25 protein-coding genes are annotated in these 26564 nt (G+C 66.4%); 14 read left to right on the top strand and 11 right to left on the bottom strand.

Translation table 11 applies throughout. The features are described 5' to 3' along the window. Positions 1-17 precede the first annotated feature (17 nt). On the bottom strand, positions 18-1382 hold the full coding sequence (locus tag NN2_RS28145) for an MFS transporter (RefSeq protein WP_063017387.1): 1365 nt from the start codon (positions 1380-1382) through the stop codon (positions 18-20). Positions 1383-1477: 95 nt separating this feature from the next. Here NN2_RS28145 and NN2_RS28140 point away from each other — a divergent pair, with 95 nt between their 5' ends. Then, positions 1478-2278 carry a pirin family protein gene (locus NN2_RS28140; RefSeq protein ID WP_104362356.1) on the top strand — a complete coding sequence of 267 codons (801 nt, stop codon included), beginning with the start codon at positions 1478-1480 and terminating at the stop codon, positions 2276-2278. Positions 2279-2329: 51 nt separating this feature from the next. Further along, positions 2330-3001, top strand: a complete 672-nt coding sequence (locus tag NN2_RS28135) for a DUF4190 domain-containing protein (RefSeq protein ID WP_082857330.1) — start codon at positions 2330-2332, stop codon at positions 2999-3001. A gap of 9 nt (positions 3002-3010) precedes the next feature. On the opposite strand, the gene NN2_RS28130 is transcribed toward NN2_RS28135, so the two are convergent. Continuing rightward, the gene (locus tag NN2_RS28130; RefSeq protein ID WP_036507404.1) at positions 3011-3526 is read right to left on the bottom strand and encodes a hypothetical protein; all 516 of its coding nucleotides are present in this window, start codon (positions 3524-3526) and stop codon (positions 3011-3013) included. 117 nt (positions 3527-3643) lie between these two features. On the opposite strand from NN2_RS28130, the gene NN2_RS28125 reads away from it, so the two are divergent. Genes NN2_RS28125 through NN2_RS28115 form a run of 3 tightly spaced genes read left to right on the top strand, consistent with a single transcriptional unit; the run spans position 3644 to position 6923 of the window. Beyond that, positions 3644-4492, top strand: coding sequence for a helix-turn-helix domain-containing protein (locus NN2_RS28125; protein ID WP_063017384.1), 849 nt, complete (start codon positions 3644-3646; stop codon positions 4490-4492). Between the two features lie 10 nt (positions 4493-4502). Further along, a complete protein-coding gene (locus tag NN2_RS28120) occupies positions 4503-4892 on the top strand; it encodes a DUF397 domain-containing protein (RefSeq protein WP_063017383.1) in 390 nt (129 codons plus the stop codon). After that, positions 4893-6923, top strand: a complete 2031-nt coding sequence (locus NN2_RS28115) for a M13 family metallopeptidase (protein ID WP_169812456.1) — start codon at positions 4893-4895, stop codon at positions 6921-6923. Here the strand turns inward: NN2_RS28115 and NN2_RS28110 are convergent, their stop codons facing one another. The 8 genes from NN2_RS28110 to NN2_RS28075 form a co-directional block, all read right to left on the bottom strand. After that, the gene (locus NN2_RS28110; RefSeq protein WP_227463101.1) at positions 6924-8243 is read right to left on the bottom strand and encodes an ABC transporter substrate-binding protein; all 1320 of its coding nucleotides are present in this window, start codon (positions 8241-8243) and stop codon (positions 6924-6926) included. It abuts the gene before it with no gap. Positions 8244-8262: 19 nt separating this feature from the next. Beyond that, complete coding sequence (locus NN2_RS28105; RefSeq protein ID WP_063017382.1) at positions 8263-9105, bottom strand: carbohydrate ABC transporter permease; 843 nt, start codon at positions 9103-9105, stop codon at positions 8263-8265. After that, entirely contained in the window at positions 9102-10028 is a 927-nt protein-coding gene (locus tag NN2_RS28100) for a carbohydrate ABC transporter permease (protein WP_063017406.1), read from the bottom strand. Before NN2_RS28100 ends, NN2_RS28105 begins: the two co-directional genes overlap by 4 nt. Positions 10029-10269: 241 nt before the next feature. Further along, positions 10270-11169: a L,D-transpeptidase gene (locus NN2_RS28095; protein WP_030514075.1), complete on the bottom strand. Its 900-nt coding sequence runs from the start codon at positions 11167-11169 to the stop codon at positions 10270-10272. 352 nt (positions 11170-11521) lie between these two features. Continuing rightward, positions 11522-12925 (bottom strand): cytochrome P450, encoded by a 1404-nt coding sequence (locus tag NN2_RS28090; protein WP_082857331.1) that lies wholly within the window; start codon positions 12923-12925, stop codon positions 11522-11524. Positions 12926-12978: 53 nt separating this feature from the next. Continuing rightward, the gene (locus NN2_RS28085; protein ID WP_063017402.1) at positions 12979-14145 is read right to left on the bottom strand and encodes a serine hydrolase domain-containing protein; all 1167 of its coding nucleotides are present in this window, start codon (positions 14143-14145) and stop codon (positions 12979-12981) included. Between the two features lie 163 nt (positions 14146-14308). Next, positions 14309-14821 carry a DUF6764 family protein gene (locus NN2_RS28080; protein WP_231983128.1) on the bottom strand — a complete coding sequence of 171 codons (513 nt, stop codon included), beginning with the start codon at positions 14819-14821 and terminating at the stop codon, positions 14309-14311. Positions 14822-14993: 172 nt separating this feature from the next. Beyond that, positions 14994-15665, bottom strand: coding sequence for a chymotrypsin family serine protease (locus NN2_RS28075; protein WP_030514079.1), 672 nt, complete (start codon positions 15663-15665; stop codon positions 14994-14996). Between the two features lie 541 nt (positions 15666-16206). Between NN2_RS28075 and NN2_RS28070 the strand changes: the two genes are divergently transcribed. From NN2_RS28070 to NN2_RS28030, 9 genes are all read left to right on the top strand, one after another. After that, positions 16207-17025 carry an MlaE family ABC transporter permease gene (locus NN2_RS28070; protein WP_030514080.1) on the top strand — a complete coding sequence of 273 codons (819 nt, stop codon included), beginning with the start codon at positions 16207-16209 and terminating at the stop codon, positions 17023-17025. A gap of 4 nt (positions 17026-17029) precedes the next feature. Beyond that, positions 17030-17893, top strand: coding sequence for an ABC transporter permease (locus NN2_RS28065; RefSeq protein WP_030514081.1), 864 nt, complete (start codon positions 17030-17032; stop codon positions 17891-17893). A gap of 10 nt (positions 17894-17903) precedes the next feature. Then, a complete protein-coding gene (locus NN2_RS28060; RefSeq protein WP_063017380.1) occupies positions 17904-19406 on the top strand; it encodes an MlaD family protein in 1503 nt (500 codons plus the stop codon). Then, complete coding sequence (locus NN2_RS28055) at positions 19406-20437, top strand: MCE family protein (RefSeq protein ID WP_063017378.1); 1032 nt, start codon at positions 19406-19408, stop codon at positions 20435-20437. Before NN2_RS28060 ends, NN2_RS28055 begins: the two co-directional genes overlap by 1 nt. After that, positions 20434-21441 carry an MCE family protein gene (locus tag NN2_RS28050; RefSeq protein ID WP_063017376.1) on the top strand — a complete coding sequence of 336 codons (1008 nt, stop codon included), beginning with the start codon at positions 20434-20436 and terminating at the stop codon, positions 21439-21441. The genes NN2_RS28055 and NN2_RS28050 overlap by 4 nt, the downstream gene beginning before the upstream one ends. Then, positions 21438-22526 carry an MCE family protein gene (locus NN2_RS28045; protein ID WP_063017374.1) on the top strand — a complete coding sequence of 363 codons (1089 nt, stop codon included), beginning with the start codon at positions 21438-21440 and terminating at the stop codon, positions 22524-22526. The genes NN2_RS28050 and NN2_RS28045 overlap by 4 nt, the downstream gene beginning before the upstream one ends. Next, positions 22523-23617, top strand: coding sequence for an MCE family protein (locus tag NN2_RS28040; RefSeq protein ID WP_063017372.1), 1095 nt, complete (start codon positions 22523-22525; stop codon positions 23615-23617). Before NN2_RS28045 ends, NN2_RS28040 begins: the two co-directional genes overlap by 4 nt. Next, entirely contained in the window at positions 23614-24783 is a 1170-nt protein-coding gene (locus NN2_RS28035) for an MlaD family protein (protein ID WP_063017370.1), read from the top strand. Before NN2_RS28040 ends, NN2_RS28035 begins: the two co-directional genes overlap by 4 nt. Before the next feature lie 61 nt (positions 24784-24844). Next, positions 24845-25735, top strand: coding sequence for a hypothetical protein (locus NN2_RS28030; protein WP_063017368.1), 891 nt, complete (start codon positions 24845-24847; stop codon positions 25733-25735). 193 nt (positions 25736-25928) lie between these two features. Here NN2_RS28030 and NN2_RS28025 read toward each other — a convergent pair whose 3' ends face one another. Beyond that, positions 25929-26558 carry a ribonuclease H family protein gene (locus NN2_RS28025; protein ID WP_063017400.1) on the bottom strand — a complete coding sequence of 210 codons (630 nt, stop codon included), beginning with the start codon at positions 26556-26558 and terminating at the stop codon, positions 25929-25931. Between the last annotated feature and the right edge of the window lie 6 nt (positions 26559-26564).

Raw genomic sequence — 26564 nt, 5'->3', positions numbered from 1 at the left:
GCTAACAATCTAACCGATCACTCGGGATGCGTCTGCGAACATCCGGAACCGCGTGGCGCAGACCGGCGACTGTTGACCGCGATCGCCGCGATACCCAGCGCATACAGTCCGGCGCCGGCCGCCACCACGCCGAGAGAACGGCCGTCGGCGGGAATGATCAGGGCCGTCACCGCGACGGCGACCACGAACGTGATGTTGAAAATCGTGTCCTGCAGGGCGAATACCTGTCCGCGCCGGGCGTCGTCGACATCGATCTGCAGGGTGGCGTCGCCGGTCAGTTTCACCATCTGCCCGGCCAAGCCGAGCAGGAACGCGCCCACCAGCAACAGTTGATGGGCACGGTGTTCGGCCGCACCGGTGGCGACGGTGATCGGCGGGACCAGTGTCGCCTGCACCAGCAGCGCCGCCGACAGACCGGCGACCACCGTGCGCGGGCGCCCGAGCCGCGGAATCAGCAGCGGCGTCAGTACCGCGGCGGCCAGCATGCCCGCGGCGACCGCGGTGATCGCGACCCCGAAGCCGACCAGTCCCGAACCGGCCGAGATCCCGGATTCGTTGGGACGACGCAAAACCAGCACCATGAGCAGGGTGTTCGCACCGAAGACGATGCGGTGGGTGCCGACGCCGATCATCGCGGTGGTGCAATCCCGTGATTCGGCGACCGCCCGGGCACCGGTGCGCAGACCGGTCAGCACGGCCCGTACGGATTCGGCGGCCGCACTGCGCCCGGGTGTTTCTATGCGATGTTCGGGTCCGAGTCGGCGTCGCGCGAAACCGATCGCCGCCACGGCCGAGATCACCGACCCGCAGGCACTGGCCGCCACCGCCACCGCGCTCGCGACATCGCCCGCTCCCATCGCGCCGATGATCGCCACCGCGACCGCGGCTCCCGCACCGGCGCATCCCGATGCCACCGTCGCCAGGACCGAATTCATCGGCACCAGCCAGCGCTGTTCCAGCACCCGGGGCAGCGACGCCGAGATACCGGCCAGGACGAAGCGGCTGATCCCGACCACCGCCAGCGCCAGCAGCAACAGCGGCGTATCCCGGATTCCGGCCCACAGTCCGACGGCGGTCACCACGATCAACACCGCGCGCAGCGCATTGGCGACCAGCAGCACCATCCGGCGGTCCCAGCGGTCCAGCATCGCTCCGGCATACGGCCCGATCACCGAATACGGCAGCAGCAGCACCGCGAACCCGCCCGCGATCGCCAGCGGATCCGTGGCACGTTCGGGATTGAACAGAATCGCTCCCGACAGTGCGGCCTGAAACATTCCGTCGCCGAACTGTCCGGAGAACCGGATCAGCGCCAGCCGCGGCATTCCGGGCCGGCGGACGGCGGCGGCCACGGCGGCCCGCCGCGCAGCGTCGGGTCGCATTTCGGTTCACCTCCGGATCAATGTGCGGGGCCGGTGCACAGCCACGGTAGAATCTACCCGGCGGCCTCGACAGCAGCTCGAGAGGAGGACCCCCGTTGTCCACACTCACGACACCACACATCGATGTTCATCGCGCCGGCGATCGCATGAAAACCCGTGTGGCATGGCTGGATTCGAAGCATTCGTTCTCGTTCGGCGAGCATTACGATCCGGAGAACACCCATCACGGGCTGCTGCTGGTGAACAACGAGGACATCGTGTTGCCGGGTGAGGGATTCGAAACTCATCCGCATCGCGATATGGAAATTGTCACCTGGGTTCTGAACGGTTCTCTAGTGCATCAGGATTCGCTGGGACATGCCGGTGTCATCTATCCCGGATTGGCGCAGCGAATGAGTGCGGGAACCGGAATTCTGCATTCGGAAAAGAATGATTCGTGGCGACTGCCGCCCGAACAGGGCGGCACGTCTCCGCATTCCGAGCCGGTTCATTTCGTGCAGATGTGGGTAGTACCGGACGAGCCGGGAATTACTCCGGGATATCAACAACTGGAAATCGACGACGAACTGGACCGCGGCGGCCTGATCACGGTCGCCACGGGGATGCCGCGCTACCGCGATCGAACCGCGATCGCGATCAGCAGCAGCCATTCCGCCCTGCACGTCGGGCGCATGCCCGGCGCGGCGGGAACCGGTGCGGGGCAGGCGATCACCCTGCCCGAGGCGCCCTACCTGCATGTCTTCGTCGCCCGCGGCGAGGTGGAGATGGAGGGGGTCGGAATCCTCTACGAGGGCGACGCGGTGCGGATGACGCGCAGTGGCGGGCAGCGCATCGTCGCCGAAGTTCCGGCGGAAGTCCTGGTGTGGGAAATGCACGCACGTCTCGGCGGCCAATAGAGTCGGCAGACGCGGCCGTCGAGGGCCCGTGCGTCCGAGGAGAGGACAGCGATGACCGAGAATCCACCGCCCGGGAACTATCCCCCGCCGGAACCGTATCCGCAGTCGGGCGGCGAACAGCCCGGACGCTCGGGCGAGTACCCCGGTCGTTCCGGCGAGTATCCCGGCCACTCCGGCGAATATCCCCAGCAACCGGGGCAGTACCCACAACAACCCGGCCAGTACGGCCAGCAGCCGGGAGAGTACGGCCAGCAGCCTGGACAGTATCCGGGCGGATATCCCCCGCCGCCGGCCGGCGGCTACCCCGGCCCGCCGGGACAGGGCACGTGGGAGCAGCCCAAGGGCAAGGGGCTGGCCATCACGGCGCTGGTCCTCGGCATCATCGCCCTGCTGACCTGCTGGACAGTGGTGGGCGGAATCCTGTTCGGCCTGGTCGCCCTGATCTTCGGCATCATCGCGACGGTCAAGGCTCGGCGCGGCACCGCGGCCGGGGGTGGTATGGCGATGGCCGGCCTGGTGCTGGGCCTGCTCGGGCTCATCGCCGGAATCGTGATCGCCGCGATCGGGGTCAACTTCTTCGTCAACAACGGCGGCAAGGATTTCCTCGACTGCGTGAACAAGGCCAACGGCGATCAGTCGAAGATCGATCAGTGCCAACGTGATTGGAATCAGACGCTGGAGAACAAGTACAGCGTGACGCTGAGCCCGCGGCCGACCTCCTGATAGGCCGGGTCAGTACGGGTCCGGCCGGCACTGGCGGGTTGCGGTGAGCACCTCGGCCAGTTCCGGCCGGTAGTCGCTGTGCGGCGAATCGATCCACACCCGGTATCCGGTGCGTTCGTCGGCGGGTGAGGGCAGCACGATGGTGGTGCCCGGGGCTACCAGTGCGGCGCAGCGATGGAACATATCGGAAGCGATCGCGGCGTCGGTGGCCGATTCGTCGACATGTCCGGTGAGAAACGTCCAGCGTGCCGATCGCGGATGTCCGATGATCGGCCCGCGATGTCCACGCACGGTGAGGTATTCGCGAATGGGGGCTCCGAGGGCGGCCGGCACGGTGATCGCGCCGACCGGGCCTATTTCCAACAGGATGCGACCTCGTACCGGTTCGACGATCCCGTAGAGCCCGTTCTCTTTGCGGTAGCGACGACAGCGGACCAGCGCTTCCTGGGTGACAGCGCGCGGCGCGGTGGTGATGGTGGTGATATTCGGTTCGATCGCGCCGGCCATCGGGTCGCGCGTGCTCATGGCGAACCTCGTCTCGTCGTCGAGTGCAGTGCCACCGATACGCAGACCGTATCGCCGTACAGTTGAAATGACAATAGTCACGGGCGTGTCGCGGCGGCCGGCGTAGCATCTGCCCGCATGGCCCCTCCCTCGCCAGTGGTCGCTCGGTGGGAATTGGTCCTTCGCCTGCGCGAACTTCGCGAACAACGTGGCTTCGATTCCGCCGGCTTCGCCCGCGCGGTCGGCTTCACCCCGGCCAATTGGTCGCATGTCGAGAAGGGCCGCCGGGTGCTGACCGCCAACACCATCGGCCCGGTGCTGGATCTGCTCGCGGTCGGCGAACAGGAACGCGCGGAACTGCTCGCCTTGCTGTCCGCCGGGCGAGAGCGCGGCTGGTGGACGCGATCGGGGCTGATCGGGCCGGAACTACAGCGCTACTACGGGATGGAATACGGCGCGGACCGTATCCGCAGTTACGACAGCCTCGTGATTCCGGGCCTGCTGCAGACCGAGGCGTATGCGCGGGCGCTGATCGCCGCGGATGTGATGATCCGCCCGGCGCAGATCGAACAGCTGGTCGCGATGCGGATGCGGCGCCGCAAGCGGTTGCACGGACACGACCCGGTCGCGCTCACCGCGGTGGTCGGCGAGGCGACGCTGTTGCAGCAGGTCGGCGGGCAGGCCGTGCTGTGCGCGCAGCTGGAGTATCTGGCCGGGCTGTTGCGCACCAGGCCGAACGTGGACATCCGGGTCATCCCGTTCGCGGCTCCCGACGGCGCGATCCTCGGCGGGGCGAGTTTTCATCTGCTGGACTTCGCCTCCGAGCACCTGCCTACCTTCGGCTGGGCCGAGAGCGCCGTCTTCGGCGGACCGGTCGACCATCCCGACCAGGTGCACGATCTGGCGTTCGCATTCGTGCGAGCGCTCGATCAATCCCTCACTCGCACAGAGTCATTGGCGCTGATCGAGAAATACGCAGCTGTGTAAACTCCTGCCCATGCCCACCCCCGCGAGGTACCGGCCGGAGATCACGTCCTGGTTCACCTCCACGCGCACCAACAACGGCAATCAGTGTGTCGAGGTGCGGTTCGACGGTGACGCGGTGCTGATCCGCGACAGCAAATACCGCCGCGACCCCGCGAACAGCCCCGAACTCGAGCCGGTGATCACCGTCGGCGCGCCCGCCTGGATGGCATTCCTCCGCACGGTCGTGCACGGTGGCAGCGAGGGTGACCTGCACGTTCGCCCGGCCGCGGACGGCGCCGCGGTACTGGTCCACGGCACCACCGAGCTGTCCTTCACCCCCGGCGAGTGGCTGGCGTTCCTGGCCGGCGCGCGTGACGGGGAATTCGACCGCATCCCGGTGGCGACCGCCGCGCAGGGGTGAATGCGGCGGCGGCGCGCCGCCGTCGTCGGCATACTGGAGGTCGTGACTTTCGACGTGACGACTCCCTCGGGCATCGATCTGACCTATCGCGACGACGCTGTGCGGGTGCAGGACGACCTGTTCGCGCACGTCAACGGCAAATGGCTGGACACGTACGACATTCCCGCCGATCGCGCGGTCGACGGAGCGTTCCGTACCCTCTACGACCAGGCCGAACTGGATGTCAAGAAGATCATCCAGGATCTGGCGGCCGGAACCGCGGCCTCGGTGCCGGACGAGGAAGAGGCGCGCAAGATCGCCGATCTCTACAACAGCTTCATGGACGAGGAGGCGGTGGAGGCCGCCGCGCTCACCCCGATCGCCGCGGAATTGGCGGCGGTGCGCGAGGTGAGCGATCGCGCCGAATTCGCCGCGCTGCTGGGCCGGCTGCAACGCACCGGTGTGGGCGGGGCGGTCGGCGCCTACGTCGATACCGACGACAAGAATTCGCAGCGCTATCTGATCAACCTGACCCAGTCCGGACTCGGGCTGCCGGACGAATCGTATTATCGCAACGACGATTACGCCGAGATCCGCACCAAATACGTCGAGCACATCCAGCGCATGTTCCAGCTGGCCGCGATCGACTACGACCCGCAGCGCGTCTTCGAACTGGAACGCAAACTGGCCGCCGGACATTGGGACGTGGTGCGCCGCCGCGACGCCGAATTGAGTTACAACCTCACCACTTTCGCCGACCTCGCCGCCGCGAATCCCGAATTCGACTGGGCCGCGTGGACCGAGGCGCTGGCCGAGGGCGTCTCGGCCTCGGGACCCGAGTTGTTCGCCGAAGTGATTGTGCGCCAGCCCGATTACGCGCGCACCTTCGCGCAGGTCTGGGCCGCGGAGCCGCTCGAGGACTGGCAGGCGTGGGCGAGCTGGCGGGTGCTGCGGGCGCGAGCGCCGTACCTGACCGCCGCCGTGGTCGAGGAGAGCTTCGACTTCTACGGTCGCACCCTCACCGGCGCCCAGGAGAATCGCGAGCGCTGGAAGCGCGGCGTATCGCTGGTGCAGGATCTGCTCGGCGAAGCGGTGGCGAAAATTTATGTCGCCGAACATTTCCCGCCCGAGGCCAAACAGCGCATGCAGGAGCTGGTGGCGAATCTGATCGAGGCCTACCGCCGCAACATCAGCGAACTGGAGTGGATGAGCCCGCAGACCCGCGAGGCCGCATTGGCCAAGCTGGAGCGCTTCACCCCCAAGATCGGTTACCCCGACACCTGGCGCGACTATTCCGCGGTCCGTGTCGATCCCGCCGATCCGGTGGAGAACTACCGCAGCGGTTACGCCGCCGACCACGACCGCGATCTGAACAAGCTCGGCGGTCCGGTCGATCGTGGCGAATGGTTCATGACGCCGCAGACGGTGAACGCCTACTACAACCCGGGCATGAACGAGATCGTGTTCCCCGCGGCGATTCTGCAACCGCCGTTCTTCGACATGAACGCCGACGACGCCGCCAACTACGGCGGCATCGGTGCCGTGATCGGGCACGAGATCGGGCACGGCTTCGACGATCAGGGCAGTAAATACGACGGCGACGGCAATATGGTCGATTGGTGGACCGAAACCGATCGCTCCGAGTTCGGTAAGCGCACGAAGGCGTTGATCGATCAGTACAACCAGTTCGAACCGAAGGCGCTGCCCGGTCACACCGTCAACGGCGAATTCACCATCGGTGAGAACATCGGCGACCTCGGCGGGCTCTCGATCGCGTTGGAGGCCTACAAGATCGCCCTCGGCGGTGCCGAGCCGCCGGTGATCGACGGCCTGACGGGCCTGCAGCGAGTGTTCTTCGGCTGGGCGCAGGTGTGGCGGACCAAGGCGCGCGACGAGGAGGCGATTCGCCGGCTGGCCGTCGACCCGCATTCTCCGCCGGAGTTCCGGTGCAACGGTGTGGTCCGCAATCTGGACGGTTTCCACGAGGCGTTCGGTGTCGAACCGGGTGACACGTTGTATCTGGAACCCACCGAGCGCGTGCGGATCTGGTAGCTAGCGCGGCAGCTTCGGTTCGATCTGTCGGTCGTAGATGGTCTGCAGGCGATCGGTGATATCGGCGAAGGCCGACTTCACATCCCGGTTCTGCAGTCCGATCTGTTCCAGCCCGGTGCCGATGATCTGATCGGCGCCGGGCAGGAACACCCGGGCATAGTCCTGTGAGCGGGTCAGCGGCAGCTGATCGACGGCGGTCGCGAAATTGCGGTTGGCGGCGAGGAATTGCTGTTCCGACGGATCGCGGACCGCCGACTTGCGCACCGGGATGTAGCCGGTGGCCTGCGAAAAGTAGGCGGTGTTCACCGGATTCGTGATGAACTCGACGAAGCGCACGGCATTGGCCTTGCGCTGGTCGGAGATGCGCGACGGAATCGCCAGCCCCGCACCGCCGGTGGTGCATCCCGGCCCGTTCGGATGCGGCAGGAACGCGGTGGCGAAGTCGAGCTTGCCCGCCGCATTGGCGACGATGCCCTTGATGTCGCCGGTGGAGGTGATGGCCGACCCCACCACTCCGGTGCCGAAATCCACGGCCAGCTGGGGGCGGATGGCGGCGTAGCGTTTGCGATTGATCATGTCGCGCAGGAAGTTTCCCGCCTCGGCCGTGCGAGGATCGGAGAACTTCAGTGTCCACCGATCCGAGTAGGCGCCACCGAAGGTCCAGTTCGGTCCCTGAAACGTCCAGGCCAGGTAGTTCTTGGCATCACCCCAGCCGTGCGCCCACTTCCCCGCGCCGATGGCGCGTTGCAGTTCGGGGCCCCATTCGTCGAATTCCTGCCAGCTCTGCGGGCCACGGTCGGGCAGTCCGGCTCGGGCCCACAAGCCGCGGTTGTAGCAGAAGATCTGCGTCGAACGCGCATACGGCAGCGCCCAGAGTTTGTCGTCGAACCGGTAGTCGTCCACGAAGCTGTCGACGTAGTCCGCCAGCGGTACCGCCGCGGCGGCGATGTGTTCGTCGAGCGGTTCGATGGCCTTGTTCAGTGCGTAGTTGAACCACCAGACGTCCGAGAGCACCACGACATCCGGCAGCGCGCCGCCGGTCAGCGCGGCATTGAACTTCTGCGCGACCTCTTCGTAGTTGCGCCCGGCGTCCACCAGCTTCACCGTCAGCTCGGGGTGCTGTGCGTGGAACCGGTTGATCAACTCGGTTTCCTGATTCTTCGAGGTGCCCGGATGGTTCGACCAGAAGATGATCGTGTTCGGGTCGCCGCCGGCTCCGGTGCTGCCGCCCATCCCCGCACACGCCGACAGGGCCGAACCGGTGGCCGCCGAGGCGGCGATGAGAAATCCGCGGCGGGTCAGTGTGCGCGGTCGGGTCACGGCACTCTCCTCGAGCGAATCAGCCTTTGACGGCACCGGTGGTGAGGCCCTTGATCATGTGCCGCTGCAGCAGCACGAACACCACCAGAATCGGCAGCATGGTCAGCAGGGTTCCGGCCATCACCGGCCCCCAGTTGGTGACGCTCGGATTTTCGGTGTTCTGTAGCAGCGTCAATCCGACGGGCAGGGTCGCGACGCCGGCATCGTCGGCCATCAGGAACGGCCACAGGTATTCGTTCCACTCGTTGACGAGCGTAACCACCGCGAACGCCACCATCGTCGGGCCGGACATGGGCAGCACCACCCGGACCAGCAGCTGCCACCAGTTCGCGCCGTCGATGCGGGCCGCCTCGATCACCGAAACGGGCAGGGAGAGAAAATGGTTGCGCATCAGGAAGGTGCCGAACGCCACGCCGCACAGCGGCACGATGATGCCCGGCAGCGTATTGCGCCACCCCACCTGGGCGATCAGGGCGTAGTTGGAGATCACGGTGATCTGGTTGGGCACCATCAGCGCGGCGATGACGGCGAGGAAGATCAGCGTCTTACCCGGAAAGCGCAGGAAGACGAGTCCATAGGCGCTGAAGACGCCCAGCGCGAATTTGACCGCGGAGACCACGGCGGTGACGATCAGCGAATTACGCAGGAACGTCCAGAACGGCAACGTGGTCGTCGCCTCGCGATAGTTCTCCGGATGCCAACTGCGCGGCCACCACACCGCCGGCTGGGTGTAGATATCGGGCCGCGCCTTGAACGAGGTGATCAGAATCCAGAACAGCGGCACCCCGACGACGATCAGCACGCACACCATCGCCGCGTAACCGAAAACTGTCGCCGCCAGGCGTTTCCGAGTGCTCGTCATTCGTCTCGATCCATCACTCGCACCTGGATCAGCGTGATGACCAGCAGCACGACGAACATGATCGTCGCGACCGTGGCACCGTATCCGGCGCGGAAATTGCGGAAACTCTCCTGGTAGACCTGATAGACCATGGTGGTCGTACCGGTGCCCAGTGGTCCGCCGCGCGTCATCACGTTGATGATGTCGAAGACCTGCAGCGAATTCAGCATGACCGTGATCGACAGGAAGTACGTCGTCGGCCGCAGCTGCGGCAGCAATACCCGGGTGAAGGTGGTCCAGCGTCCGGCGCCGTCGATCGCGGCCGCCTCCAGCAGTTCTCGCCGCACACCCTGCAGTGCGGCGAGATAGATGACGAACGTGTAGCCCAGGTTCTTCCAGATGTAGGTCACCGTCACCATGAACAGCGCCCAGTGCGGATCCTGATAGAAATCCGGCACATTCGTGATGCCGATGCGATGCAGCAGGTCCTGCACCAGGCCGAAGCCGGGATCGAAGATGAACTGGAACGCCACCCCGACCGCCGCGCCGGAGATCACGAACGGCGCGAAGATCACCGAGCGAACCACGTTGCGGCCGAACAGTTTCCGATCCAGCAGCAGCGCCAGCGCGAGGCCCAGCACCATACTGCCGCCGACCGCGAAGGCGGTGAAGATCACGGTATTGCCGACGATCTGCCAGGTGTCCGCCCGCGTCCACCACTCGCGGTAGTTGCGGACTCCGATGAAGTGGGCGAACGGTTCGGCGAGATTCCAGTCGGTGAACGACAGCCGGATGTTGTCGACCAGCGGGCGGTAGACGAACAGCCCGAGCAGCACCAGATTCGGCACCACCAGCACCAGGAACAGCCCGTAGTCGCCCCACGGGCGGTGGCGCAGCCCGCGTGCCCGGTTCGAGGGCAATACCCGTTCGGGCCGTCGACGCACGTTCGCAGCCTGCCGCTCTCGTGCGAACACGCGGTGAAATCCCGACGCCGGGCGCCTGAACGGTGTGCGCGAACTCCCGTCGGGGAGCGTGGTCTCCGACACCCGGGTCATGCGCCGAATACTAAGTGGCCGAGCGCGTCCGGCGGCGGGAATCGGCGAGAGCGCCGTGCGGTGAGTGGCGGCAACGACAGCGGCCCCGGAGCGCATTGGCTCCGGGGCCGCTACCGAACAGCGTTTCGGTTCAGCTCCAGTCGCCCATACCGTCGCCTGCGCTGAAGTTTCCGGTGGAATTCGTCACCACCACGGGATCACCCTTCTGCGCGTTCTCGAAGAACCACTGGGCGTCCTCGGTGCTGACGTTCAGGCAGCCGTGGCTGGAGTCGGACACACCCTGCTGGGCGAGCGACCACGGGGCGGCGTGCACGAAGATGCCGCTGTTGGACAGCCGGGTCGCGTACTCGACCTCGAGCTTGTAGCCCTGCGGATCGGTGATCGGAACCCCGTAGGTCGAGGAGTCCATGATCATCTTCCGGTTCTTCTCCCCGACGTAGTAGGTGCCGTTGGGAGTTTCGTGGTCCTTCTTGCCCATCGAGGTCGGCATGGTCTTGATGACCTCGCCGTTGCGGGTGACGGTGATCATGTGGGTCGCGTCGTCGGCCGTGGCGACGACCGCATCGCCCACCTTGTAGGCGACCTTGGTGCCGCCGGCCTCGACGGTGATGTCGGAGTTGGCGGGCCAGAACTCCTCCGGCCGCCACCGCACCTGCTTGTCACCGCGCCAGTAGAAGTGGCCGTGCGTGGCATTGCTGGAGGTGATCCGGATGGCCTTCTCCGCCGCGGCGTGGTCGCCGACCGGATCCTTGAAGTTGATGATGATGGGCTGCGCGACGCCGACCACGTCGCCGTCGCCGGGGCTGATGCTCGGCGCGGCGAAATTCGCCTGCGGCAGCGGCGGCGGGTTCTTCACCGGCGCGGCACCGGGTTCGGGCTGCGGCGCCTGCACGACAGCGGGAGCGCCGGGAACGTCGGGTCCGCCGGGCCACAGCGGCGCTGCCGAGGCGGGCGCCATCGCGATGGCACCGGCGGCGGTCACCGCCAGGGAGGTCACCGCGAGGGCTAACAGGCCGGTCCGCTTGGACAGGCTGGTCTCGTCCCGAACGGGCTTCCGACAGGTTGTGGTGCGCACAGCCGTTTCGTCCTCTCCCACCTAGATCGCGCGCCACGGCGCACAGGAATATTCGCGCGCGGGTGCGCGAATGGTCAATCAGGCCCCGGCCCGGCATCCATTACTACATCTCTCGCGGGCATCGGCCAATTGTGTTCCGGCAGTTATGAAGTCCGCATCGCGCGTGTGTGATGCGTCACCACGGGTCGCCGGCGTAGTGGTGACAGGGTGAAAGTCCCGTTCGCATCGGCGAGTCGGATTCGGGGTCCGGACGGGCGGACGAGAGCCGGATCGATACCCAGCAAACCTCATTGTGAGACAAATCACCTCACGGGTGGCGGATTCCCTCCACAGTGAATCGGATTCCGCGGTGTGGACCGGTCGCGATGTTGTGCGGCACCGAGCGCGGAATTCGGCCATGACGATAGCGCGGGAGCAGCGACAGCTCGACTCGGGAAACGATGGTGGCGAGCGCGATCCGCAGTTCGTAGTCGGCCAGGGTGGCGCCGAGACAGCGGCGATGGCCGCCGCCGTAGGGCAGGTATTCGAACGGCCCGTACCGGCGGTCCAGGAACCGCTCCGGCCGGAACCGCTCGGGCTCGTCCCACGTACCGGGATCCGAGTGCACGAGCGGAATCGCGACCCCCATCGTGTCCCCTTCGGCCAATTCCACTCCGCACACCGTGTGCGGTCCGGTCAACCGCCGCAGCACGATCGGCACCGGCGGATGCAGTCGCAGCGTCTCCTGACATACGGCATTCAGATACGGCAGACCGGCCAGCTCCTCGGGATCTGCGTCGGGCCCAACGGCACTCAGTTCGGCGCGCAGCCGGGCCAGCACGCCGCGGTCGCGGTGTAGCCGGAACAGCGCCCACACCAGACTCGTGGCAGTGGTTTCGTGACCGGCCACCAACAGGGTGCGCAGTTGTTCGCGCAGATCGGCGTCGCTCACCCCGCTGCCGTCCTCGTAGCGGGCGCTCGACAGCACGCCCAGCGCGCCGTCATCGGGCGTACCGGTAGCCCGCCGCGCGCCGATGTCGGCGTCGAGCAACGCGTCCAGCCGGGTGCGCGCCCGGGCGAATCTGTCCCACGGCGACATGCCGAATGCGCTGCGCCGCAAGGCGGGAACCAGCATCAGCGGTCCGGTGAAGGCGGAGAGGAATTCGCCGACCGCCGCGGTGTAGGTGTCACGCCGGAGCGGGTCGTCGGCGCCGAAGATCAGCGTGAGGATCACCCGCAGCGTCAGCGCTCGCGCCGCCACCCGCGCATCGATCACCGTCCCCGGCAGCCACGCCGGACCGGCGCCGGCGCCGACGAGCTCGTCGCGAGTGCTGTCCCGAATTACCGTGCCGTACTGCGCAATTCGGGCGCGATGAAATGCGGGCGCCAGCACAGTGCGGTCGTTGCGATGGCGCTGATCACGAGCGAGTATCAATGAGGCCGAACCGATAAGCGGTTCAATGGGATTCGGTTGCGGCGGATGCAGAATTCCGATCGGCGACCGGAGTAATTCCTTTGTGCCACCGGGTGTTCCTGTGAACAATACCGCGCCGAATCCAGGGAAGCGGACCAGAAACGGGTCGCCGTCGCGCGCGCGACGCAGCCGGAAGTACCGATCGAAATCGATTCCGGCCGCCAGCGCGTGCGCCGCGACCCACCGCGGCTGCCGGGGCGCGGCCCGTTCGCCGGAAATCTGCGGTGTGCGGTCCCGGCCTGCTGTTGCTGCGCGCATACCCAGCACACGAGACAGTCCGGCCCCGGGTTCGAAGCCCCCGCGCGCCGCCGTCAGCCGAGTGCCGCGCGGGCCTCCGCGGCCAATCGGGCCAGGCGCCCGTCGCCGATCGTATTCAGCGAATTGCCCAGCCGATTGGTGACGAAGGCGACCGACATGCCCGATTCCGGATCGGCGAACGCACCGGAACCACCCACGCCGTAGTGGCCGAACGCCCGGCGCAGCGGACGCCGGGAAGCGATCGGCGGCCGGTGGTATCCCAGCGTGAACGGTACGGGTACGCCGATCACGTAGTCGCGATGTTCGCTGCGTTGCACATGGTTGACGTACTCGATGGTTTCCGGGCGCAGCAGCGGTTGGCTCCAGGTCTCGTCCGGCAGCAGCACCCGCCCTTCATTCGCGAGGGCGCCGTACATCCGGGCCAGGGCGCGAGCGGAGAACACCCCGTTGAACCCGGGCATCACCGAGTCGTGGACGCGCGGATCGCCGACCAGCACATCGAAGCCGGCCGGCATCCCGGCCTCGGCGATCGCACCGACCGTGCGGCTGCGGGCGATGACCTTCGAGGCGGTATCCCAGCGCAGTCCGGGGATTCGCAACCGCGGGAAGGTGCGGGCGATGCGGTGCCGCTCGGATTCAGGCACCCGGTACCAGAACTCCTCGGTCTGCAGCGGTTCGGCGATCTCGTGCCGCAACACCTCGGTGAACGGCTTGCCGGTCGCGCGCTGCACGATTTCGGCGACCAGCCAGCCGAAGGTGACCGCGTGATATCCCGACCCCTGCAACCGGCGCGGATCCGGTTCGGCGGCCGCCAGCGCCGCGATCATCGCGTCGTAGTCGAGAATGCCGTCGGCGTCGGCGGCCAGGCCGCGCACCTTGTGCAGTCCCGCGCGATGGGTGAGCACCTCGCGCACGGTGATGTCCTGTTTGCCGTTCGCGGCGAATTCCGGCCAGTATTCGGCCACCGGGGCGTCGTAATCGACCAGTCCGCGTTCGGCGATCCGATGCAGCACCGTGGTGACCACACCCTTGCCGGTGGAGAAGCTCAACGCCACCGTGTCGGACTGCCAGCGCTGGTCCGGCGCCGACCATCCGGCCCACACATCGACGACGGGCTGCCCGTGCAGAAAGATCGCGAAGGCGCCCCCGCCCCGGTTGGGTCGCGGGAACAGCCGGAAGAAATGGTGCACGACCGGCACGAATCGCGGGTCGATGACCATCTCCGGTGCGTCGTCGGTCTCGGCGGCCTGCGCCACCCGCGCCGCTTCCGCCTCGGCTGCCTGCTCCGATCGTGCCGAATCCACCGTGTGTCGACCTCCTGCCGCCGCATGCCGCGGCGTCGTTACCCCTACCCGCCAGGGTAGGACAGCCCGGGACTCGTGCTCAGTGTGCGGCGGGGACCTGCCACATCCCGATCGGCGTCGCGAGACAGAGCGCGCCCGTTCGGGAATCCCATGCCAGCGCCGCCGAGCCGAGACAGACCGTGCTGCGCTCACCCGAGACCACCTGCGCCTGCGAGCCGTTCATCGCGAAGGAGAGTCCGATCCGGCCGGGTACATCCTCCGCGGCGAGGGAGGTGAAGGCGAAGGCGTCGGGGCCCATACCGACCGCGACCGGCAGTCCGGCGGCGCCCTCACTGGCCCCGATCCCGCCGCCGGCGCCCAGGCCGAGGGCGACCGCACCGGCGGTTGCCTTGGCATAGCCGACGCCATCGATTCCCGCCGACCGCGCGTGCCCGGAATCGTCGCCCATCGCCCGGCACGCCGTGGCACCGGCGACGATCGTCATATCGCGGTTGCGGTCGGCATCGCAGTGCACGGCGGTTGCCGAGGCGGTGCCGGTGGCCCAGCACACCGCGGCCCCGGCCGCGACGGCCCACCCTGTAATCGCGCTCATCACCTTCACGGAGTGCTCCTTTCGGGCCGGCAGCCCTCACCATAACCGCACCCCGCGGCGGCCGACCCGATCCGCGCCGCGCGGCCGACCCCGCCCCGGGCACGGAAAACGGGCGGCGACTCCGGTGTGATACCCGAATCGCCGCCCGTTACCAGGGTCGTCGTGCCGCCGATCAGATCGGCGCGAAGCCCGCCCCGGCGCCACCGTGCGCATTCATGTCGTTGACGATCGCCGACATGTTGGTGCCGACCTCGGGCCCGAAGCAGGCCACCGCCAGATAGGCGTTCACCATGCCGACCAGAGTGGTGCCGATGACGACGGGGGCGCCGGAGTCGCCCTCGACGACACACATCTCGGCCCACGTCTCGTCGGTCTGGAAGACGTCGCCGAAGGCCAGGCCACAGGTGTTACCGGTGGTCCGGCCTTCCTTGCAGATGATGCTGGGGAACTGGGCCGGGGCCCCGATCCCGGTGATCGTCACATTGCCGATGCGATTGACCGGAGTGACGTGACCCGGATCGAACTGGATGACCGCATAGTCCAGGTCGTGGTTGGAATAGACGAAATGTCCGATCACGCCCGCGCCGCGGTCCTGTTCGGACCACACCTCGGAACCCGCCTCGCCGCAGTGACCGGCGGTCAGGCCGACCAGGCGGCCACCGGCGTCGTGCCCGATGGTCGTGACGGTGCACTCGAACTGGTTGTCGATGATGATGCCGGAGCCGCCGCCGATCACCGGCGATCCGGGACCGGCTTGCGCGACCCCCGCGCCCGTCCCGAGCAGCGCCGCGCCCAGAGCTACGGCGAAGGCGGCATGAGCCGCCCTGACGAGTTTGTTGAACATTTCCCTCCAGACGTCGGAAGTCCGCACGATATCAGCCTTGTCGTACTACATCCTTGCAGTTGTCGGGCCCGAACGCGCCCGGTATGCGCATGCAGTTTGCTGGATCGATGCCGTGGCCGCGTGACGACACGTGCGAGGCCGACGAGATGCGACACCTGCTCACGACGACCGCTGTTTCGCGGGTACTCGCTATAGGCTTTCGTCAGTATTCGGGGCAAATCTTAATAACGAGAATTTTAATCCGATAAAACAGGTATCGGATCTCGAGTTGGACATTCGATCAGTAAACTAGAACGTGTTCTAGGAAATGGTCGTGTTCTTTGTGATCGATACCAGTCGGGTGCGCCCGATCACAGGTCCGGAACCAACGTGATCTGGGTCTATGACCACAGCCACACTTTGTGGTGTGTTTTTCCTAACTCCGTAGTAAGGTGCCTCAAGCGAAACAGTCGTCGGGGCGGGTAACCGGCGTCGAGAGGGGTAGCCAGTGCAAGTCACCAACGGTCCGGACGGGTCGGGGGCAATTAGTTCACCATCGAGAATGAGTGCCGCGGCGGACTGGACGAAGGCGTACTGGCAGGATCATCCCAAGCGGTCTCTCGAGACCTTCGGTCGACAGATCACGATGGGCTTCTCGGCGGTCGCGGAACTGTTCGTCGCCATCTTCCGTCGTCGCTTCCCGTTCGGTGAATTCGTGCGGCAGTGCGCATTCATGGCCAGCGTCGCAGCGGCCCCCACCTTGCTGGTCGCAATTCCGATCGGCGTCATCGTCTCCATTCAGGTCGGTTCGGTCGCGCAGCAGGTCGGCGCCACGTCCTTCATCGGCGCGGCCAACGGGCTGGGCATCATTCAGCAGGGTGCGCCGCTGGTCACCTCGCTGATGATCGCCGGCGCCGTCGGCTCGGCCATCTGCGCCGACCTCGGCTCCCGCACCATCCGCGAGGAGATCGACGCCATGAAGGTCATGGGTGTCGACCCGATGCGCCGACTGGTGGCCCCCCGGCTCGGCGCCGCCATGCTGGTGTCGGTGCTGCTGTGCGGCTTCGTGATCTTCGTCGGCTTCCTGACCGGCTACATCTTCAACATCTTCGCCCAGAACGGCACACCCGGCTCCTATATCGGCACATTCGCGTCGTTCGCGGTGACCAGCGATTTGCTGGTGGCGTTGATCAAATCGCTGATCTTCGGCCTGCTGGCCGCGATCATCGCGTGTGATTCGGGCTTGAACACTCGCGGCGGCCCGGGCGGTGTCGCGAACTCGGTCAACACCGCCGTGGTGCTGTCCGCGCTGATGCTCTTCGGCACGAATCTGATCATCACGCAGATCTACAACGCCCTGTTCCCCCCACAGATGGTTTGAGCCGGTGTCGTCAACTTATGTTCCGCCGCTACTGCGGCCCCTGCAGCGGATCCGCAGCTCCGCCGGCGCCCCGCGGGACTGGCTCGCGCGGGTCGGTCACCAGGTCTTCTTCTTTCTGCGCTCGATCGGCTCGATGCCGTTGGCGCTCAAGCACTATCCGAAGGAAGTCTGGCGGCTGCTTTCGGACGTCACCTGGGGTAACGGCAGCCTGATCGTCGGTGGTGGCACCATCGGCGTGGTTCTGATCCTCAGTGCCTTCGGCGGTATGACCGTCGCCATCCAGGGCTACACCTCGCTGAATCTGCTCGGCTTGAGCCCGCTGACCGGTGCGATTTCCGCCTTCGCGACCACCCGTGAGCTCGGGCCCATGCTCGCCACCCTCGCATTCGCCGCACAGGCGGGCTGCCGCTTCACCGCCCAGTTGGGTTCGATGCGCATCGCCGAGGAGATCGACGCGCTGGAGTCGCAGGCGATCCGGCCGCTGCCCTATCTGGTCAGCACCCGGATGATCGCGGCGATGATCGCGATCGTGCCGCTGTACTGCCTGGCGCTGCCGGTCGCCTACCTGTCGTGTTCCATCACGGTGGGGTTCATCGGCGGCACGGCCTCGGGCACCTTCCAGCACTACTTCTATCAATTCCTGGTACCGCACGACGTGCTGTGGTCGTTGCTGAAAGCCATTCTCTTCGTGGCGATCACGACCTTCATCCAGTGCTACTACGGCTTCTTCGCCTCGGGTGGTCCCGAGGGCGTCGGTGTGGCCGCGGGCCGGGCGATCAAGCTCTGCATCATCGCGGTCGTCTTCGCCGACCTGTTCATGACGCTGGCCATCTGGGGCGTGAACCCGGGCATCAGGATCTCGGGATAGGGGCCTGAATATGATCATCGATCCGAGTGGCCGCGGACCGACGATGCGGCAGCTGCTCATCGCGGGCGTCTGCGGAATCGTCGTCATCGCCGCCGCGCTGACGCTGCTGATGGCCCGCTACAAGGGCTACATTCTCAATCCGAAGGTGGAGGTCACCGCCAATCTGACCACCACCGGCGACGGCCTGCCCGCGCAGGCCGACGTGAAGTTCCGCGGCGTGCTGGTCGGCGCGGTCAAGGATGTGTCGGTGGCCGCCAAGGGCGAGCTGCAGCAGGTGCACATCAATATGAAGCCGGACTACATCTCCGATATCCCGGCCAACGTCACCGCTCGCGTGGTCCCCAGCAACCTGTTCGCCGTCACCTCGGTCGAACTGGTCTACAACGGTCCCGACAACGCCTCGCTGAAGGCCGGCTCGCAGATCGCCGAGGACCACAGCCAGGGCACCATCGCGCTGCAGGACACGCTCACCACGGTCCGCACGATCCTGAACAAGATCGACCCCATGCAGCTGGGCCGGGTGCTGAGCACCCTGTCCTATGCGCTGGACGGCAGCGGCCGGGTACCCGGTTCCACCGTCGAGCGGCTGAACAACTGGTTCACCCAGGTCCGCGCCGCGGTGCCGGATCCGGAAGGCACGCTGAACGATTTCTCCGCCTCGTTCCACGCGCTCAACCAGTCCGCGCCGGATCTGATGACGACGCTGTCGGAATCGGTGAAGACCGCGCAGACCATCGCCGACAAGCGCAGCGAGCTGGCAGGCCTCATCACCGGCACCTCGGCGACCATCGACAAGGTCAACAACCTGTTCGCCCGCAACCCCGACGTCGGTAAGCAGCTGACCTCGGGCACCGGCGACATGTTCGGGGCGCTCACCGAGGACCCCGACGCGATCCCGCAGGCCATCGCGAACCTGAACGCGTCGGTCCGCAAGCTGAGCACCACCTTCCACTGGGGTCCGCAGCAGCAGATGATCTGGAACGCGGGCCTGACCTTCACGCCGTACAAGCCGTACGACCGGTCCGACTGCCCGCGCTACGGCGACATGGCGGGGCCGAGCTGTGGCACCGCCCCGGTGGTCTCCGATATCGGCCCGCCGACACCGGCGCTGAAGCCGCGCACGCTGGACGCGTCGCAGGGACTGCCGAAGCTGCCGCCGATGCCGGGTCTGCCCGCCATCCCGGGCGTCACGACCGGTGACACCGCGCAGACGGCAGCTCCGCAGCAGGCGCCCAAGCCGGGCAACCCGTTCGCCGGAACTCCGTTGGAGGGTCTGTTCCCGCAGCTGCCGGGCCTGCCGGGTGCGCCCGCGGCCCCCGCGCCGCAGCCGGCTCCGGCCGCTGCTCCGGCGTCGGACGGGCAGAAGCCCACTGCGGGGCCGATCGCCTACTACACCGGACGTGACGCGATGAGCGCGCTGCTCGGCCGGGATCCGACGACTGCCGAATATCTGCTGCTGAGCTCGATCCTGAGGGGTGGAACCTTGCAAGTTTCCGAAAGCGGTGCCAGCTGATGAGAGGAATTCGCAAACCGCTGATCGGGTTCGGTATCTTCGCCCTCGTCTCGATCCTGGTGACCGTGGTCATCTGGAATACGCTGGCGCGCACCGTGAACGGTTCCACCCACAGCTATTCGGCGATCTTCACCGATGTGCTGGGCCTACGGGAGGGCGACGACGTCCGGATGGCCGGCGTGCGCGTCGGCAAGGTCACCGGCATCGAGGTCGAAGGACAGCACCAGGCCAAGGTGTCGTTCATCGTGCAGAGCGATCAGACCGTGTACGGCAACACCAAAGCCCTTGTCCGGTACCAGAATCTGATCGGCCAGCGCTATGTGGCGCTGGCGCCGGGCAACAAGGGCGACAATTCGGCGCTGCGCAACAACGCGACCATCCCGGTCGAGCGCACCGAGCCCTCGTTCGATATCTCGGGTCTGCTCAACGGTTTTCAGCCGCTGTTCGAAACCTTGCAACCCCAGCAGGTGAACGACCTGACCAACACCTTCATCCAGGCGCTGCAGGGCGACGGTGTTTCGCTGAGCTCGTTCATCACCCAGGCCGCCGCACTGGCCGGTGACTTCCAGCGACGCGACGTCATCCTGGCCGACGTGATCACCAAACTGTCGGGCGTGATGTCGGGACTGGCGAAACGAGGTGATGAATTGGAGACACTGGTGACCCAGACTCGTGCCTTGATCGGCGGGCTCTACGAGCAGGGACAATCCCTGCAGGCTTCGACCGTCCAGATCGCGAATGCCACTTCCTCTCTGGTGAACATGGTCGATCAGGTGCAGCCGAAGATCGCGGCCGCGCAGAACTCGAGCACCGCGGCGCTGACCATGCTGATCAACAACGGCTCCAAGCTGGACCAGGCCGCGATCGACCTGCCCGGCATCCTCGCGAACGTCGGTAAGTTCAGCTCCGACGGCGCCTACGCCAACGCGTATCTGTGCACGCTGGACGTCTCGCTGTACGGGGTGCTGTTGCCGCGAGGTCTGGTCAGCCAGATCGGCGGACCCAACCACTCGGCGGTGTGCCGCCCATGACGACCTTCGGTACGCGAATCAGGAATCGTTTCCAGAGCAACCGCTTCTTCTGGCTCGGCGTCATCGGCGCCGTTCTCATCGTGGTGCTGCTCGTGGTGTCCAGCAGTTACAAGAAACTGGGCGTCGGCACCAAGGACGTGCAGGCGGAATTCGTGCAGACGGCCGGCGTCCAGACCGGTGACAAGGTGAACGTCGCCGGTGTGCCGGTCGGCACGGTGGCCGGAGCGAAACTCGAGGGTGACCACGTGCTGATCACCCTGCACGTGAACAACGACGTGAAGCTCGGCCCCGATACCCGTGCCTCCATCAAGATGGCCACGCTGCTGGGTGCGCGCTACGTCGATCTCGACCCGGGCAACGGTAAGGGCTTGCCGGGCAACCGGATTCACAAGTCCAATACCAAGGTGCCCTACGACCTGGCCGACGTGGTGCAGATCGGCACCCCGAAGTTCGAGGCGCTCGACACCGAGAAGCTGGCCGAATCGCTGAAGGTGCTCGGCGACCAGATCGACGGTTCGCCGCAGCTGACCGCGCAGGCGCTCGACAGCGTCGGCGCCCTCGCCAAGACCATCAACGATCGGCGCGACCAGGTCGACGGTCTGCTCAAGGATCTGGACAAGGTCACCAAGATCCTCGGCGACAACCGCAACAGCCTGCTGCTGGTGATCACCCAGGGCGAGGCCATCGCCGGCCGGGTGATGGAACGCCAGGAGCTGCTCAAGCAACTGCTGAACAACACCGCGACCCTGACCAAGCAACTGCAGCAGATCGGCGCGGAGAACAACAACCAGCTCGGCCCGACCATCGAACAGCTGAACACCATGGCCCAGGGTCTGCAGAAGAACAAGGACAACCTGGACAAACTGTTGACGATCATGCCCGCGTCGCTGCGGCAGTTCAACAATGTGTTCGGCAACGGCCCCTACGGTGAGGTCGGTGTGCCGTGGCTGTTCCCGGACAACTGGTTGTGCTTCGCGCGAGTGATCGAGGGGTGCCAGGGATGATCCTGAACAAATGGCTGGCCCGCGCCACCAAGACGGTCGCGATCGGCGCGGCCGTACTGGTGGCCGGCAGCTGCGGATCGGTGCAGAACGCGGTGGGCGGGTCGACCCACATCACCGCTGATTTCCGCAATATCGCCGGCGTTTTCGAGGGCAATCCGATCACCGTGCTGGGGCTCGAGGTCGGCAAGGTCGACAAGATCATCCCCAAGGGTGAGTTCGTCGAGGTGCACATGACGGTGAACCACGACGTGGACATCCCGAAGAATGTGACAGCGGCGATCGTGTCGCCCTCGATCGTGACCAATCGGCACATCGAGCTGACCCCGCGCTACACCGGCGGCCCCAAGCTGCCGGACAACACGCACCTCACGGTGCAGCAGACCCGCACCCCGGTCGAACTGGACACGATGATCAAAACCATCGACCAGTTCACCGCCGCGCTGAAGCCGGCGCCCGGCCAGAGCCAGGGACCGCTGTCGGGCACGCTGCTCTACGACATGGTCAACGGCCAGGGTGAGCGGATCCGCGACACGCTCAACGCGCTGTCGGGGGCGTTGAAGGTCGGCGTCGACAACAAGGACGCCATCTCGACCATCATCATCAAGCTCAACGAGCTGACCTCGATGCTGGCCGACAACGACCAGTCGGTGCGCGAGTTCAGCAACAAGGTCACCCAGATGTCGTCGTTGCTGGCCGAGCAGGCGCCCGGTCTGCAGGCCACGCTGGATCAGCTCAACGACTTCCTGGCCAACACCAGCGGCGTGTTCAGCCAGTACCAGAGCCAGTTGTCGGAGAGCCTCACCGGTCTCACCAAGGTCACCGACCAGCTGCGGCAGAACGCGGCCGGCGTGGTCGAGACCGTCGACGTGGCGCCGCTGCTGCTGCAGAACCTGGACCGTTCGATGGACCGCAACCGCGGCTTCGTCCGCCTGCACGCGGTGCTCGGCACCGCACTGTCCGGCGAGATCGTCAGCCTGTTCTGTGAACGCATTCAGATGAGGGCCGACGGCTGCCGGACCGGCAAGATCGAGGATTTCGGACCCGACCTCGGGTTGTCCGCCGCACTGTTGGGACTGACGAAATGACGGTATCGACGCGCCTGCGGCGCACCTGGCTGGCACTCGGCGTCTCGGCGGCCGTGGCGGCCTCCGGCTGCGGTCTGACCGTGGAGAGTCTGCCGCTGCCCAAACCGGGGCAGTCCGGTGAGACCTATACCCTGCACGCGATCTTCGCCAACGCGCTCAACCTGCCCGATCAGGCCAAGGTCAAGATCGGTGGTTCCGATGTCGGTGTGGTCACCCACATCGCGACCAAGAACTATCAGGCCATCGTCGACATGAACGTCCGCAAGGACATCACGCTGCCGCGCGATTCCACCGCCGAACTGCGCCAGGCCACTCCGCTGGGCGATGTGTTCGTGGCGCTGTCGAAGCCGAAGTCCGACGAGACCACGCCGATGCTGAAGGACGGCGACACCATCGGCATCGACCACACCTCGGCCGGCGCCACCGTCGAGGAGTTGCTGCTCTCGGTGTCGATGCTGTTCAACGGCGGCGGCGTGGCCGCGCTGACCAAGCTGACCTCGGAACTGGATTCGATCGTCGGCGGCCGGCCCGATCAGCTCGCGAGCCTGATCAAGCAGATGACGAGTGTGGTCACCACGCTGCACGCCAACAGCGAGCGCATCGACAGCACGCTCAACGGCTTCGACGCGCTGACCAACACCATCGAGGCCAATCACGACCAGCTGGGTCAGGTGGCGGATTCGCTGCCGCAGATGATCGGCGCCATCGCGGAGAACAACAAGCAGATCGGTGATCTGCTCGGCAAGATCTCCACCACCAGCGCGGCGCTCGGCGATTACGCCGATACCAGCCACGATCAGCTGGCCAGTCTGCTCGCGAACGTGCACAGGCTGATGGACGCGCTGTCGCGAGCCGGCAACGACCTGGGTCCGGCGCTGGACGCACTGCACGAGATCCGGCCGAAGGTCGACGCCTCGTTCAAGGGCAACACCCTCGCCGTCGCCGCGACTCTGACCCAGCTCGACATCGGCCTGCTCACCGACCCACCGCACAGCAAGTTCTGGGATCTGCGCGATCTGCAGGACATGGCGGGCAGTCTGATCCAGGTGCTGCAGATCGTCTACGGCCGAGTGACAGGGGGCCACCGATGAGCTGGCTGCTGCGACACAAACTGCTGCTGTCCACGATCGGACTGGTGATCGCCTTCGTCGTGGGCGCGACGTACCTGGCGGTGAGCGTGATGCGGATCAATCCGCTGCGCAGCACCTATACGATCACGGTCGCGCTCGACCGCTCCGGCGGCCTGCAGCCGGGCAACGATGTCACGCTGCGCGGATTCCGCATCGGCAAGGTGAATTCGATCAAGCTGGCGAATCGCGGCGCCTCGATCGCGGCCGAGGCCCAGATCGACACCCGGTACAAGATTCCGAAGGCCACGCAGGTCGTCGTGCACGCCCTCTCGGCCGCCGGTGAGCAGTACATCGACTTCCAGCCCGAAAGCGACAAGGGTCCGTACCTCACCGACGGTTCGGTGATCCCGTTCGACCCGCAGAAGGTGCAGACCCCGACGCCGGTGTCGGCGGTGCTGGAGAACGCCAGCGGGTTCTTCGACCAGATCGACCCAGACCGGTTCAGCACCATCCTCACCGAATTCGACACCGCGCTCAGCGGCGGACCGGATCAGCTGCGGGACATGGTCGATGCGCTGAGCCTGGTGACGGCCGGTCTGGACAATCTGCTGCCGCAGACCACCAACCTGCTCACCAACCTGCGCACCATCGCGTCCACTACGTCGAACGCGCAGCCCGATCTGAGCACCCTGACACAGAACTCGTCGACGCTGTTCACCCAGTTCAACAACGCCAACGACGAACTGCGCAAGGTGCTGGACCAGGCCCCGGCGCAGATGAAGTCGCTAGGCGCCACGCTGGACGAGACCACCGATCCGATCACCAGCCTCGCGACCAACTTCGTGGCCGTCACCAAGGCGGCGCAGCTGCGGCTGCCGGCACTGCGGGCGCTGTTCCCGTCGCTGGTCGTCGGCAGTTCGGCGATGGGGGTGCCGGCCCACGACGGAGAGTTCTATACGATCCTCGATATCTGGCCGCGCCCGTTCTGCCAGTACTCGCACGCGCCGGTCGCACCGTATGTCGCGACCGACGGGACGTTCCCGAAGTACAACTATTGCACCAACGCACCTCCGGACCAGCAGATTCGTGGTTCGGCGAACGCGCCGCGGCCCGACGTTCCGAACAACGGAGCGCAGATGCCGTCGGGTGCCGATCCGAACGCTCGGACCCCGAAGCCGGTGCGGTAAGTAGAGTGGCCCGAAACATACGGCGTGGTTTCCACATGCCGGGAAGGTGACAGATCGATTCATGTCCGATGACGACACCGCCAAGGACAAGGCGAACAACGATGCCGAGTCGACCGAGAAGGTCGACGCGGCGCAAGACAGCACCGCCGCGGACGCAACGGTCAAGTTCGAGTCGGACTCGTCGGTTGCTGCCGCCAAGGGTGCCGATACCGCGAAGGCCGCCGACGCCGCGAAGGCCGCCGACGCGGACGAAACGGTGAAGCTCCGGACCGCGGGCCCGACCTCGGCCGATGCGCCGGCCGTCGAGTCGGCGGCCCCGGCGCCGGCGAGCGCCCCTTCCTCCGGGAAGAGCACTCCGTGGGTTCCGATCGTTGCGGCCTTCGCCGCCGGTGTGCTGCTGGTGGCCGCGGTCACCGCGGTGGTGGTCTTCTATCTGAAGGCCGACAATCGCGAGGATCAGCTCTCCGCACGAGATGACTCGACCAAGGCGGCGTGCGATTTCGGCAAGGCCGTGGCCAGCTACGACTCGAAGGATCTCGACGCCTACTTCAAGAGCGTCAACGACCTCTCGACGGGTGAGTGGGGCAAGTTCTTCAGCGGCGCCTCGGACACGCTGAAGCAGGCCATGGTCAGCGTGCAGGCCAAGTCGAAGCTGGACGAGATCCACTGCGCGTGGGAGTCCGGCAACGACAGCCAGGCCAACGTGGTGCTGGTGATCACCCAGGAGCAGACCAACCAGGCAGTCCCGCAGCCGGACAAGCTGACCATCCCGGGCGTCGCCCAGATGGAGAAGCACGACGGTAAGTGGCTGGTCGCGAAGTTCGACTCGCCGGTCACCAAGGGAATGGGCCCGTCCGGTCCGGCTCCGGGTGCGCCGCAGGCGGCCCCGGGTACCAGCCCGCAGGCCAACGGCGGGGCGCAGCCCGCACCGGCTCCGCAGCCGGGTAACTGAATCCGGTTACAGCACAACACTTTCCGGCCCCGCGACAGTTTCCGTCGCGGGGCCGGAACTCGTCCGGCGGGAGTTCCGGCGGTGGTGGACACGGCAGGGTCCGGGCGGCCGAGGTGGCAGCAACCGGGCGCCTCCGGCGGTGGGCCGACCCACCACCGCCGGAAGCCATTCAGGTGGTCTGACGCGTGCCCGGTCAGAAAAGGGTGAGGGCGTCCGCGGTTTCGGCTGTCGCGCGGCCGCGTTTGGGCCGGGACGCCGGCTTGTCGGTGACGACGACCGTCAGCGGCGTCGTCGCGGCGGTGTCGGACATCGTCTCGGTGACTGCGGCGGGGGGCCGCACCGCGGTCGGCAACGGCGGGAGATCGTCGATACCGTTCGGCGTCGCATCGGCCCGGCCCGCGGCGGCGCGGGCGGCCTCACCGGCGAGCTTGTCGGCCTGTTCGTTGTAGTAGTTGCCCACGTGCCCGCGCACCCAGCGGAACCGCACCGGCCCCGGGCGAGTGGCGATCGCGTGATCGATCCACTGGACGAGCTCCACATTCTTCACCGCGCTGCCGGTGGCGGTGCGCCAGCCGTTGAGCCGCCAGCTCGGTAGCCATTCCGACGCGCATTTGATCGCGTACAGCGAATCGCTCTCGATGAACAGCGGTTCGGGACCGGGATGCGCCCGAATCGCCTCCAGAACCGCGCGTAGCTCCGCCACCTGGTTGGTGCCGGAGGCCGCGCCGGCGCTGGCCGAACTGCCCTGATGATTGACCCACGCCCAGCCGATGGCGCCGCCGGGATTGCGCAGGCAGGATCCGTCGGTGCTCACGATGATCATGACCGG

Source organism: Nocardia nova NBRC 15556 (assembly GCF_001613005.1).
Classification (GTDB): domain Bacteria; phylum Actinomycetota; class Actinomycetes; order Mycobacteriales; family Mycobacteriaceae; genus Nocardia; species Nocardia nova.
Note: the sequence above shows the minus strand (reverse complement) of the source record. Positions and strands in the feature narration are given on the sequence as shown.

What these genes read in the sequence shown, in the direction of transcription:
- NN2_RS28115 (WP_169812456.1), top strand. Translation starts at nt 4,893, where the DNA reads ATGCGGCGGCGGCGCGCCGCCGTCGTCGGCATACTGGAGGTCGTGACT.
- NN2_RS28105 (WP_063017382.1), bottom strand. Translation starts at nt 9,105, where the DNA reads ATGACGAGCACTCGGAAACGCCTGGCGGCGACAGTTTTCGGTTACGCG.
- NN2_RS28120 (WP_063017383.1), top strand. Translation starts at nt 4,503, where the DNA reads ATGCCCACCCCCGCGAGGTACCGGCCGGAGATCACGTCCTGGTTCACC.
- NN2_RS28035 (WP_063017370.1), top strand. Translation starts at nt 23,614, where the DNA reads ATGAGCTGGCTGCTGCGACACAAACTGCTGCTGTCCACGATCGGACTG.
- NN2_RS28050 (WP_063017376.1), top strand. Translation starts at nt 20,434, where the DNA reads ATGACGACCTTCGGTACGCGAATCAGGAATCGTTTCCAGAGCAACCGC.
- NN2_RS28040 (WP_063017372.1), top strand. Translation starts at nt 22,523, where the DNA reads ATGACGGTATCGACGCGCCTGCGGCGCACCTGGCTGGCACTCGGCGTC.
- NN2_RS28125 (WP_063017384.1), top strand. Translation starts at nt 3,644, where the DNA reads ATGGCCCCTCCCTCGCCAGTGGTCGCTCGGTGGGAATTGGTCCTTCGC.
- NN2_RS28055 (WP_063017378.1), top strand. Translation starts at nt 19,406, where the DNA reads ATGAGAGGAATTCGCAAACCGCTGATCGGGTTCGGTATCTTCGCCCTC.
- NN2_RS28135 (WP_082857330.1), top strand. Translation starts at nt 2,330, where the DNA reads ATGACCGAGAATCCACCGCCCGGGAACTATCCCCCGCCGGAACCGTAT.
- NN2_RS28045 (WP_063017374.1), top strand. Translation starts at nt 21,438, where the DNA reads ATGATCCTGAACAAATGGCTGGCCCGCGCCACCAAGACGGTCGCGATC.
- NN2_RS28130 (WP_036507404.1), bottom strand. Translation starts at nt 3,526, where the DNA reads ATGAGCACGCGCGACCCGATGGCCGGCGCGATCGAACCGAATATCACC.
- NN2_RS28090 (WP_082857331.1), bottom strand. Translation starts at nt 12,925, where the DNA reads ATGCGCGCAGCAACAGCAGGCCGGGACCGCACACCGCAGATTTCCGGC.
- NN2_RS28060 (WP_063017380.1), top strand. Translation starts at nt 17,904, where the DNA reads ATGATCATCGATCCGAGTGGCCGCGGACCGACGATGCGGCAGCTGCTC.
- NN2_RS28025 (WP_063017400.1), bottom strand. Translation starts at nt 26,558, where the DNA reads ATGATCATCGTGAGCACCGACGGATCCTGCCTGCGCAATCCCGGCGGC.
- NN2_RS28145 (WP_063017387.1), bottom strand. Translation starts at nt 1,382, where the DNA reads ATGCGACCCGACGCTGCGCGGCGGGCCGCCGTGGCCGCCGCCGTCCGC.
- NN2_RS28075 (WP_030514079.1), bottom strand. Translation starts at nt 15,665, where the DNA reads ATGTTCAACAAACTCGTCAGGGCGGCTCATGCCGCCTTCGCCGTAGCT.
- NN2_RS28030 (WP_063017368.1), top strand. Translation starts at nt 24,845, where the DNA reads ATGTCCGATGACGACACCGCCAAGGACAAGGCGAACAACGATGCCGAG.
- NN2_RS28080 (WP_231983128.1), bottom strand. Translation starts at nt 14,821, where the DNA reads ATGAGCGCGATTACAGGGTGGGCCGTCGCGGCCGGGGCCGCGGTGTGC.
- NN2_RS28070 (WP_030514080.1), top strand. Translation starts at nt 16,207, where the DNA reads ATGAGTGCCGCGGCGGACTGGACGAAGGCGTACTGGCAGGATCATCCC.
- NN2_RS28085 (WP_063017402.1), bottom strand. Translation starts at nt 14,145, where the DNA reads ATGGTCATCGACCCGCGATTCGTGCCGGTCGTGCACCATTTCTTCCGG.